Origin of the sequence: Tatumella ptyseos ATCC 33301 (assembly GCF_000735525.1) — a bacterium.
GTDB classification, from domain to species: domain Bacteria; phylum Pseudomonadota; class Gammaproteobacteria; order Enterobacterales; family Enterobacteriaceae; genus Tatumella; species Tatumella ptyseos.
Map to the genome: position 1 here is coordinate 1 of NZ_JMPR01000048.1, position 11778 is coordinate 11778.

5 protein-coding genes and 1 tRNA gene are annotated in these 11778 nt (G+C 54.2%); 2 read left to right on the top strand and 4 right to left on the bottom strand.

Features of this window, described 5'->3' with window-relative positions; all coding sequences use genetic code 11:
- Positions 1-15: 15 nt before the first annotated feature.
- Positions 16-92, top strand: a tRNA-Met gene (locus GTPT_RS15320).
- Between the two features lie 336 nt (positions 93-428).
- Here GTPT_RS15320 and argR read toward each other — a convergent pair.
- Entirely contained in the window at positions 429-899 is a 471-nt protein-coding gene (argR, locus tag GTPT_RS15325; protein WP_029989868.1) for a transcriptional regulator ArgR, read from the bottom strand.
- Positions 900-1539: 640 nt separating this feature from the next.
- Between argR and argA the strand changes: the two genes are divergently transcribed.
- Positions 1540-2868, top strand: coding sequence for an amino-acid N-acetyltransferase (gene argA, locus GTPT_RS15330; protein ID WP_025902641.1), 1329 nt, complete (start codon positions 1540-1542; stop codon positions 2866-2868).
- 49 nt (positions 2869-2917) lie between these two features.
- Here argA and recD read toward each other — a convergent pair whose 3' ends face one another.
- From recD to recC, 3 genes are read right to left on the bottom strand one after another with little or no spacing between them, the layout of a single operon-like run.
- Positions 2918-4783, bottom strand: a complete 1866-nt coding sequence (gene recD / locus GTPT_RS15335; protein ID WP_029989866.1) for an exodeoxyribonuclease V subunit alpha — start codon at positions 4781-4783, stop codon at positions 2918-2920.
- Positions 4776-8333 (bottom strand): exodeoxyribonuclease V subunit beta, encoded by a 3558-nt coding sequence (gene recB, locus GTPT_RS15340; protein WP_029989864.1) that lies wholly within the window; start codon positions 8331-8333, stop codon positions 4776-4778. Before recB ends, recD begins: the two co-directional genes overlap by 8 nt.
- 43 nt (positions 8334-8376) lie before the next feature.
- Complete coding sequence (gene recC, locus GTPT_RS15345; protein WP_029989862.1) at positions 8377-11754, bottom strand: exodeoxyribonuclease V subunit gamma; 3378 nt, start codon at positions 11752-11754, stop codon at positions 8377-8379.
- Positions 11755-11778: the final 24 nt, after the last annotated feature.

Below are 11778 nucleotides of genomic sequence, written 5' to 3' on the forward strand. Positions count from 1 at the left end.
CAGCAACAGCACGGACGCGGGGTGGAGCAGCCTGGTAGCTCGTCGGGCTCATAACCCGAAGGTCGTCGGTTCAAATCCGGCCCCCGCAACCAACCGAAGAAAACTTATCAAATTAATTTTGATAAGTTTTTTTTTGCTCTGAATTCAGCAACCTGCTGACTGCCTGCATATTCTCCGCCCCCTGATATAATTTCCGGCATGCCCCTCCCCGGTGCCAGCCACCTCCGCACGGGCCTGCGACTGACCATCGACAAATTCAGGACGTACGGAAGAAAGAACCGTAACCTATTTTTCCGTGATAAGGTGAACATCTGTCAACGTCATCTGGATCTGATGAGCCCGTATTGTGTATATCTATAAATTTCCCTTACCCGCGAGATCATTACCCCCCCTTCTGTGCCACGGAATAAAGCATCCTTGTTGATCAATTAACTATCAGAATTAAGGATACTGACGACGGACTGCTGTAGCTGATAAGCATTAACCCCCTTTACCGGAACAATAAAAATTGTATCATCCCCTGCAACTGTTCCTAATATTCCTTCTGATTTTCCACAAGAATCAAGCAGACGTGCAATTAAGGGTGCCGCGCCGGGAACCGTATGGGTAACAACCATCCAGTCATTGGTTTCAATACTCAGCACTGAACTTTTTAGCATAGTTCTGGCCGTCGGGATCCCCCGCTCAACCGGCAGGCAATAGACCATTTCCATTCTGGCATTACGTGTGCGTACCGCACCATAGCGGGCAAGCATGCGAGAAACTTTAGACTGGTTGATATGCCTGAACCCGTGACGGGTAAGATAATCGACAAATTCAGCCTGAGAGCCAAAACGTTCGTCCCTTAATAATTGCTGGAAGACTTTATCGAGTTCTAAAGATTTAATATTTTTAATCATATTAGTCATGCTCCCTCCCTGGTACCTGTAAAATAAAACAGGTATATTTCTGGCTACTACAGAAATAGCACTTTCGGTTATATTTATCCCGCCAAATATTCACAAACCCATTATTTTTTGACTTTCGTCATGTCATTTATCCCATAAAAAATAAATAAACAAACTCTCTGAAAACCTTCTGAGAGCTTATTTTTTATTCCTGATACCGGTAAAGGATCACCTTAATAATTACAGAGCGAAAGAGTGAACTGAGAGCAGAGTAATGGTGCGTATTTTTACCGGATCCAACGTTATCCGATTGTCAGAAAGAGATGACCTGCCGCACTGATCTGTCGGATCGGATCTGAGAAGGCACTGATCCTGACAGTTGATGTTTCCGGCAATCCTTTATTCGTTGTCCGTTATCTCTGATGGCTGATAGCTGATAGCTGAACAAAAAACACCCGAACATCGTTCGCTCTCCGAAAAATTTTAATCCTCTCCCCCGCCGCAGATAAAAGTAACTTACTGATAGTAATGTGGATAAGTCCGGTAAAACCCGCTATCAATGCACATGTCCCTGAAACACAATACTTGCATTCAGGACCATAAAGGAATAAAAATACAGAAAAAACGAATAAACATTCACCCGGAGATCGCCGTGAAGGAACGTAGTACCGAATTAGTTCAGGGGTTTCGCCATACCGTCCCCTATATTAATGCCCATCGCGGCAAAACGTTTGTCATCATGCTGGGCGGTGAAGCGATCGAGCATGCTAACTTCTCCGGGATTGTCAATGATATCGGTCTGCTGCATAGCCTGGGCATCCGCCTGGTGCTGGTCTATGGGGCGCGACCTCAGATAGATGCTAATCTTGCCGACCACCAGCTGACGCCTAACTATCACAAATTTACCCGTGTCACGGATGCCGCCTCTCTTGAGCTGGTGAAACAGGCTGCCGGTCGTTTGCAGCTGGATATTACTGCCCGCCTGTCAATGAGCCTTAACAATACTCCCTTGCAGGGCGCGCATATTAACGTGGTGAGCGGCAACTTTATTATCGCTCAGCCACTGGGTGTGGATGACGGCGTAGACTACTGCCATTCCGGCCGTATCCGCCGTATTGACCATGCCGCTATCCATCGCCAGCTGGACAGCGGTGCCATCGTGCTGCTGGGGCCGGTTGCGGTATCAGTTACCGGTGAAAGCTTTAACCTTACCTCAGAAGAGATTGCGACTCAGGTTGCCATCAAACTGAAAGCTGAAAAGATGATTGGTTTCTGTTCCGAACAGGGTGTCAGCGATGACGACGGTAATGTTATTTCTGAAATGTTCCCTGACCAGGCTCAGCAGCGTATCGACAGCCTTGAGCAACAGGGTAATTACCTGTCGGGTACCGTACGCTTTCTGCGTGGTGCAGTGCAGGCTTGCCGCAGCGGCGTTCCCCGCAGCCACCTGATCAGTTATCTGGAAGACGGTACCTTGTTACAGGAGCTTTTCTCACGCGACGGTATCGGTACACAGGTGGTGATGGAATCGGCCGAAAAAATCCGTAAAGCGACCATCGATGATATCGGGGGGATCCTTGAGCTGATCCGTCCGCTTGAGGAACAGGGGATCCTGGTTCGCCGCTCACGCGAACAGCTGGAAATGGAAATCAATAAATTCACCGTCGTGGTGCGGGATAATCTGACCATTGCCTGTGCGGCCCTGTATCCTTTCCCTGAAGAACAGATCGGGGAAATGGCCTGCGTGGCAGTTCATCCCGAATACCGTAGTTCTTCACGCGGCGAGTTGCTGTTACAGCATATCTGTCATCAGGCCAGCACAATGGGCCTGAATAAAATATTTGTCCTGACTACCCGCAGCATCCACTGGTTTCAGGAACGGGGATTTGTGCCGGTCGATATCGAATCCTTACCTGAAACTAAGAAGAAAATGTACAACTATCAGCGCCGTTCCAAAGTCTTAATGCTGAGTCTGGACTGATCCTGCCACGGCATCTTCCCTGACGGGAGGATGCCGTCGTCTTATACCGTCAGTGAGGCCGCAACGGTTCACTCACCAGCTGGTCACTTAATCCACTGCGTCTTCGGGTACGGGACTGTATCGCCCGCGTAAATACGGCTTCATCACTGTAGATGGTCAGTTGTGTCCGCGCCCGGGTAATGGCGGTGTACACCAGCTCCCGGCTCAGGACCGGGCTGTACTGTGCCGGCAGCACCAGGGCCGTGTGATCAAACTCCGAGCCTTGCGATTTATGAACCGTCATTGCCCAGGCCGTATCATGCGGTGGCAAACGACTGGGATGAACCGCTTTTACACTGCCATCCGGTAGCAGGAAGTGCACCTTTAGCTGTTGCGTTTCATCGTACATCATGATGCCAATATCCCCGTTAAACAGTCCCAGTGCATTGTCGTTACGGGTGATCATGACCGGACGTCCGGCATAAAGATTACCGCTTCCGGTAGCCGACGGCAGACGCTGCTGTTGCCTCAGACGCTGCTCGATACGCTGGTTCAGACCGCTGACGCCAAACGGCCCTTCCCGCAGTGCGCAAAGCAACTGGTATCGGCTGAAGGTATGTAACACCTCCGCCGGGGAAACATGATTATTCACCTTTTCAATCACTTCGGCATATCCCTGACTGATGTCATTCAGCATCGACTGCCATTGTTCCGTAGAGTCCAGCGGGCATAACCGGATATCACGGAAATCCTGATGCCGCCGGATAGCCGCCAGTCGCGACAGATCACCGCAATTGACGGCAGCGGCCAGTTGCCCTATACCCGAACTGGCCGAGAACCGGTAACTCTGTTGTAACAGGCACAGGCTGTCACGCACTGCCGGTGCCTGAGCAACCTCTGTCCCGGCAATGTCTGCACCGGTCAACGCGCCCAGCTCTGCAGCACGGGCCGGACTGTAGCCAAATTCCGCGCTACGGCAAAGATCACCCAGTACAGCACCGGCCTCAACCGAAGCCAGCTGGTCACGGTCGCCCAGAAAAATCACCCTGGCCTCAGGTGGTAGCGCACTGATCAGGGATGCCATCATCGAAAGATCCACCATTGAGGCTTCATCTACCACCAGTACATCCAGATGCAGAGGGTTACCGGCATGATAGCGTAAGCGTCGTGTGGCCGGCTGCGCCCCCAGTAGCCGGTGCAGGGTGGTGGCCTCCTGCGGAAAGCGGGCTTTCAGTGTGTCGCTGACCGGCAGCGCCTGTAAGGCTTTACCCAGTGATTCGGTCAGCCTGGCCGCAGCTTTACCCGTTGGCGCAGCCATACGAATACGTAACCGGCCAGGCGTCAGGGTCAGTAATGCGGCCAGCAGACGGGCCACTGTCGTCGTTTTGCCGGTCCCCGGTCCGCCGGAGATCACCGAATACTGACGTGTCAGCGCGACAGCGGCCGCCACCTTCTGCCAGTTATTGCCTTCGTCCCCGAACAGCTCGTCCAGTACCGGGCGGATCTGCCCGGGCTCCACCGGAGCACTCGTCAACCCGGCAGAGAAAAAACGGGCAACCTGCTTTTCGTAAAGCCACATCCGGTGCAGGTAAAGCTTGCGATGAGCCAGTACCAGCGGCGTTGATTGTGAGCCATCACTTACCGCATCCCAGCCCTCCAGCAACGGCAGCCAGTCATCCTCATTCACCGGGGCGGCGGCGGCTTGCCAGAGTGCTTCAGCCACTGCCAGTTGTCGTCCGGAAAACAGAGAAGCTGGCGAAAGCAGGGATAGCGGCAAACAGACATGCCCTTCTCCGGTGCCGGCACTCAGGCAGGCCGCAGCCAGACGTCGGGCGGGTGATCCGCTGCCCTCAGTTAAGGCAGCGAACCGCAGATCCAGAGGCCGGAACATTTGTAGTTCCTGCGCCTGCTTCAGCAATTGCTCAAATTCAGACATCGGTGTCCTCCTGCCCGGCAAACAGTGCATCCAGCTGATGAATAAAGTCTTCCTCTGGACGGGTGAAAAACACACCATTTTCCGGCTGTTCGCCCCCCATTCCGCGAAGGAAGAGATAAAATATGCCCCCGAAGTGCTGGCGATAGTCATAATCCGCTATCCGGTGCCCCAGATAGCGATGCAGCGCCAGCGAATAAAGCTGATACTGCATATCGTAACGATGGTCGATCATCGCCTGCGCCATCGCCTGCGGTGTATAGGCAGAACTGTCTGCTCCCAGCCAGTTAGATTTATAATCCAGCAGATAATATTTTCCCTTCCAGCGAAACACCAGGTCGATAAACCCTTTCAGCATACCTTTTACCTGCTGAAAATCGACGGCCGCCGCCTGCTGTGAAAGCGGATCATAACGGCGCATCAGCGCATCCAGCCGCTCAGGACGCAGCAGCGCCCTGATGGGAAGATAGAATTCCATTTCCACCAGCAGATCTTTTGGCTGCAGACAGGCAAGCGACAATTCATCGTCCGCCAACGGTGTCTGCAACAGAGTATCCAGCCATTGCTGCAGCACCGGCACCCAGTGCGGCGGATAGCCGTGGGCAGCTACCTGTTCCCCCAGCCAGGCTTCGGGGACCGGCTGAGTGAAATCCAGTTGTTCAAAAAGGCTGTGCAGGAACGTTCCAGGCCCGGCGCCACGCGGAAAGTGATGTGCGGTCAGCTGTTGTTCATTGTCTTCCTGCTGTTCTCCCGCCGCATCAATATCAAAGCCGGGCATAATATCCAGTAACCTGCTACCGCGGTGATGTTGCAGACCGGAGTAACTGGTCACTCGCCAGGGGTCGTTCAGCGAACGGTGCAGACGACGGCTGGCCAGTTGCCGATCAGCCTCAGGGAGGTCTGTAAACGCGGGGATCTCTTCGGAATACGGTTCTGTCACCACCATCTGTTCGTTGGCCAGTGCAGCTAACCGTTCGCGCAGGCCTTCAGCACTGAGCGCCTGGCCCTGCTGTATCAGGTATCCGATGGCACTGTGATGCAAATCGGTTTCCCCCTGCTGTTTACGGTTGCCACGGAACAACGGGGCTATCCCGAGGCTGCAATGCCATACGGAGCGGGTCACCGCCACATACAGCAGACGCAGGTCTTCTGCCAGTCGTTCCTGCTCCGCCAGTTCCAGACTTGCCTCCTCTTTTTCCAGGTCAAGCACGGCTTTATAACTCTGCCGGTCATGGTAAAGCGCGGAGGCTGCGGGCCGGTAAGCCGCAATAAACGGCAGCCAGATCAGCGGATATTCCAGGCCTTTGGATTTATGGATGGTCACAATCTGCACCAGGTGCCGATCGCTCTCCAGGCGCAGTTGCTGATTACCGCCATTTATATCGGGACGCAGGATCTGCCGTGACAGATAACGCACCAGCGCATGCGGGCTATCGAGCTGCACCGCGGCCTCCTGCAACAGTTCCCCGAGGTGCATGATATCGGTCAGTCTGCGTTCACCGCCGTCACTGGCCAGCAGATTTTCCGGTAACTGCTGCTGTATCATCAGATGGCGCAGCATAGGCAAAATGCCCGATTTACGCCACAGTTGCTGCCAGCCGGCAAAGCGATCAGTCATCTGATCCCACTGACGGCTATCCTGACTGATTTCCTCAATCTGTACCGCACTCAGCCCCATCAGGGAAGTTGCCAGAGCGGTCCGCAGGATGCGTTCCTGCTCAGGGGCCAGTATCGCCTGTAGCAGCCATAACAACTCACGGGCTTCCGCCGTCTGATAAACGCTATCGCGCCCCGACAGGTAAACGGAGTTGATGCCTTTGTTCTGTAATGCCTTACGCATCAGGGAGGCTTCCTGACGACTGCGTACCAGCACGGTAATATCCGCTGCACTGACCGGAATTTTTTGCTGCGCGGCATCAATGAAACAGGCTCGTCCCTGCTGACCGGCAATCAGCCAGCGCGCAATGTCCGCCGCAGCCAGTTGCGCCATATAATGCTGGTACTCACTTACCCCCATCGCTTCTGCGGGCGGCACCCAGAAACGCATGGCCGGCTGACATTCCCCGTCATAGTGCAGACGGAGCGGATGATTTTTCCCGGCGGCCGCCACCGGTAAAAACGGAATGTCGTTAAAAACAAAGGGGTTATCGCTCTGAGAAAATAACCGGTTAACACTGCTCACCATCCCGGGAGAAGAGCGCCAGTTAGTTCCCAGCGTATAGTGAGCACTAACTTTTTTCCTTGCCGAGATATAAGTAAAAATGTCCGCGCCACGAAATGCGTAAATCGCCTGTTTCGGATCGCCAATCAATAACATCGCATTATCCGGCTGTCCGCCATAGATAGCCTGGAAAATCCGGTACTGCAGCGGGTCCGTGTCCTGGAATTCGTCGATCATCGCGACCGGATACCGCTGACGGACAGATTCTGCCAGGCTGACTCCGGCGGCCTGGCCCAGAGCATGGTCGAAACGACTCAGTAAGTCATCGAAACTGAGCAATGCCTGCTGACGTTTCTGCTGATACACCGACTGACGGATCTCACGCAGCGCATGCCCCACCAGACAATCATACAAGGTCACTTTTTTCTGCAGAAAACGTTCAGCCTGAGTGAACAGAGGGTGTTCCGGGACGGCCCCCTTTTTCGTTTTTTCCGCCAGTACCGACTGCTGAAAACGTTCCAGTTCCTTCGGTATCAGATAATCACAGGTCTCTTCTGCGGCCCAGGCGGTCAGTTTCTCTATCCATGAAGGTAAGTGTTTACTACTGTAACTACGCTTATCAACACCGGAATCCTGGATCAGCGGCAGCAAATCCGCCGCCGCCTCGCGCCAGGCCTGTTTAATCGCCTGAATGCGGGCAATATTTTTTCTGTGCCGTTCAGTCAGGGTTTCATCGTTTGACGGTGCCGGGGAAATGACCGGCATTTCTCCCTGCAGCCAGGGTTGCAGCGAAGCCAGCAGATGCTCCGGACCGGTAAAGGTTTTCAGGACCTCACGGGCCACCTCTTCTTCCAGCGGGTAACAATAACGACGCCAGAAATCGGCGGCAGCCTGACTGAGCAGTTGCTGTTCGTTTTCCACCAGTTGCTGTTCAAATAACATCCCGGATTCAAACGCATTCATATTCAGCATACGCTGGCAAAAGCCATGAATGGTAAAGACGGAGGAGGCATCCATCTGACGCTCTGCCGCCAGCAGAAGCTCCGTTGCCGCAGTGATATCCTCAATTTGTTCAATCAGTGGTCGCCACTGTGCCGACACCTGTTGCGGATCATCCGCATAGCGAAGACAGGCAATACGCAGTTCATGGATATTGTTACGGATACGTCCGCGTAATTCGGCGGTTGCGGCCTCAGTAAACGTCACCACCAGGATCTCTTCGACGCTTAATGGCCGATGAAATGCTCTCTCCCCGCCCAGCCCCAGTAACAGGCGCAGGTAGAGAATACCGATGGTAAATGTTTTACCGGTGCCCGCGGAGGCTTCTATCAGCCTCTCTCCCTGTAATGGCAGAATTAACGGGTCAAGCGCTTCAGCCTGCTGAGAATTCATTCGTATTCACTCGTTAGTCAGTTCAGGATAATAACCGTTAATGTCACAGTGATTCCGGCGTATGGGCACGGATCACCGGCAGATACCACGTTTCAGCCGCCTGACAAATAGCATTCACGGTATCATCATTCAGTTCACGGCACAGACGCTGCAGATAAGGGTCTTCCCCTTCCCCCGGGATAAGCACGGTTCCCTGCCAGCCCTCGGTCAGTTTCTGCAGGGCTTTGCGTACGGTCTCTTCGTCATCGGCAAGCTGCTGTTCTTTATTCAGGCGGCTGAGCAACCAGCTCCCTCCGCTCCGGTTAAGCAACATTAACGGGCTATTCATCCCCTGCAGGTAGCCTGCCAGCAGTTTTTCCAGTTGTTGTATCGCCTCTGTCTGGCCCAGCGGCATAAACCGCCAGCAGCTGTCATGGCGGCCATACATGCGGCTGATCCCCGGAACGCCCAGTGCACAACTGACCACATGTTCTATCCATAGCAGCAAACCATCGCTGAGATTCAGTTCCCCCGGACGCCAGCGCAATATGCCGTCGTCCTGCACTCCCGTCAGCCAGCCGGTCAGACGTAATGAGAGAGCCAGGTCAACTTCCACACTACGACTTTCCGTCAACTGGTCGCTGACTCTGGCGGCGATGTCCTGCATTTCACTGAGTTGTTTGTCCCGAAAAATATTACCGAAGGCCCCGTAAGGCAGATGACCGGCCATCCGCTGTCGTCGGAAAAACTGGTCGCTGTCATGCCGGGTGACCAGGGTATTCAGTAATTGGGTGTTGATCTGGTAGCGCTGCAGATTATCCAGCTCAAAAGGTTCTGTATCCGGCAATTCATCTTCCTGGGCCAGGAAACTGATCCCCAGACGACGGGTAAACCAGGCCCGTACCGGGTGGCGCCAGAAGCGTAGCAATTCATCGAGCGAGACTTCCTCAGGGCTGAACGGTTCCAGCGGGGTTACAAACGCCGGGACCGGCAGCCCCTGGCCGCTGGCCGCCGGCAGCCACTCACTGGCAAAACTTTGTCGTTCATGCTCAGCGATAAAGTTCTCCGGAGCAAACGGAGTACGGCTATGCTGATATAACAGGTGCTGCATTACCTGCTGTGCGCTCTCATCCACATTCAGTGACTCACTGCCAGGCAGACGGAAACTGCGGGTGACATACTCACAGAGTTCACTGACCAGTACCGACGGTAGCCGTTCAGCATTGTCACGGATACTGCGCCCGATATAGCTGATATAGAGCCGATCTCTGGCCGAGAGCAAGGCTTCAAGAAAGAGATAACGGTCATCATCGCGTCGGCTGCGGTCTCCTTTCCTCGGTGACTGCTGCATTAAATCAAATCCGGAGGGGGTCAGGGTGCGCGGATAAACGCCGTCATTCATCCCCAGCAGACAGACGACTTTAAACGGGATAGAACGCATCGGCATCAGGGTACAGAAGTTTACCTGGCCTGCCAGGAACCGCTGGCTGATCCGCTCCTGCTCCAGGCGGCTACGCAGTTCATCGCGCAGCACCGTCACCGGGACCTCGCCCGGATAACGGGATTCCAGCCCCTGTTCGAGGAGTTGCCGCCACTGTTCATCAATCAGCGCCAGTGCGGTTTCACTATCCGTGTCACCGGCGAAAAAGGTATCGATTAATTCACGGCAACACGGCTGCCACTGTTCCAGAATCAGTGACTGCCGCAGACGCTGCCGCCAGTCGGCCAGACAACTGAGTAATTCCGCCAGTTGTCCGGCCAGTTCGGCCTGTAATCCGGCAGATTCATCATAGGGCAGGATCCCCTGCCAGTCGCCCTGTTCACTTTCCAGTGCATACCCCAACAGCATCCGTTGCAGACCAAACTGCCAGGTATGCTGCCCGGTCACGGGCAGTGAAAGATCACTGACGCTGCTGTCATCCAGCCCCCAGCGCACCCCGGACTCATCGACCCAGTGGCGTAGCGTCCGCAACCCCTGTTCATCAATCGCAAAACGTTCCGCAAGTGCCGGGACCTCCAGCAGAGCCAGAATATCTTCTGAGGTAAACCGGCTGTCCGGTAAGGACAGTAATTGCAGAAAGGCCTGGATCACCGGATGCGCCTGGCTTGCTCTGCGGTCAGAAATGGCAAAAGGCAGATACCGTTCACGACTGACATCGGTAAATACAGACTGAATGAACGGCGAATAGCTGTCGATGTCTGATACCATCACGATAATATCGCGGGGTTTTAATGTCGGATCGGCATCCATCAGCCCCAGCAGGTAATCCTGTACCACTTCCACTTCACGCTGCGGGCTGTGGCACGCCCGGAGGGTAAAAGAGTCATCCTTCGGGTCCAGTAACCGCCGGGCACTGCTATTGTTAAATTCTTCGGTCGTAATGCCGATGACAGAGTGGTCTTCCAGCGTCAGAATATCCTGCTGCAGAGAATGCAATAACGTGTCGTGCCCCGGTTCAACAAAGGCATCGATTTCATTATCCAGTGCATCCATCTGCGCCAGTAAATAGAGGTTATCCCGCCCCAGTTTCCCCCAGGATGCCAGCAGAGGTTGGGTCAGCTGTTGTTCACCGTCCGGACCAAACAACGATGAGGCCTGTGCCGGATCACGGAACAGCGGACGTTGCTGTTGCGACTGGTGCAGCTTGCGCTGACGACTTTGCAGCTTCGCAAGGAAGGCGGGGTCACGGATATCCCCCCAGTAATCGCGACACGGGTTAGTAAATAACAGATGAATATCAATATGACGGCCCAGCGCCTGCAGGGCCTGCAGGTATACTGGCGGCAGTGCCGAGATACCGCAGATAAAAACCCGTGGCGGGAGGCCTTCCGGGCAGGTATCGCCATTTTCCAGGGCTTCGATAAAACGGGAATAGAGATTGGCACGGTGCCATTCAGGCTGTTCCAGCTCAGCCGTGTACGCGACCAGCGCCCGCCACAAAGGCGCCTGCCACTGCTGAGCCTCCCCCGGGCCGTCGGCCATTTGCTGCTGTTCCCACAGATTCAGCCAGTCCGGGCGATAGACCAGATACTGGTCAAACAGGTCAGCAATCCGGCTGCTTAACTGAAAAAGCTTACGTTTATCCTCATCATCGTTCAGATAATGGCGGAGCGGCAGAAAGGTGTCCTCTGACAGCAGCCCGGGCAGCAACTTCATCAGCTTCCAGCTCATGGCGCTTTTATTAAAGGCACTTTGTTTCGGAATGCCAGGCAGGACGCAGACAAACATCTGCCAGATAAAACTGGCCGGTAGCGGAAACTCTATATTTGCGGCCACCGAAAATTCTTCCGCCAGTGCCATTTGCAGCCACTGAGCCATACCGGGGCTCTGAACCAGTATGACCTCTTTACTGAAAGGATCCGCTAATGGCTCCCTGTTAATCAGGTGTGCCGTCAGATCTTTTAAAATATCCAACTGATTTGAATGATAGACCCTGAACATATTGCCTCCTGCGACGCCTGCCGT

Excerpts from the sequence above, each read along its gene's own strand:
- argR (WP_029989868.1), bottom strand. The coding sequence starts at position 899 with ATGATTAAAAATATTAAATCTTTAGAACTCGATAAAGTCTTCCAGCAA.
- recD (WP_029989866.1), bottom strand. The coding sequence starts at position 4,783 with ATGTCTGAATTTGAGCAATTGCTGAAGCAGGCGCAGGAACTACAAATG.
- recB (WP_029989864.1), bottom strand. The coding sequence starts at position 8,333 with ATGAATTCTCAGCAGGCTGAAGCGCTTGACCCGTTAATTCTGCCATTA.
- recC (WP_029989862.1), bottom strand. The coding sequence starts at position 11,754 with ATGTTCAGGGTCTATCATTCAAATCAGTTGGATATTTTAAAAGATCTG.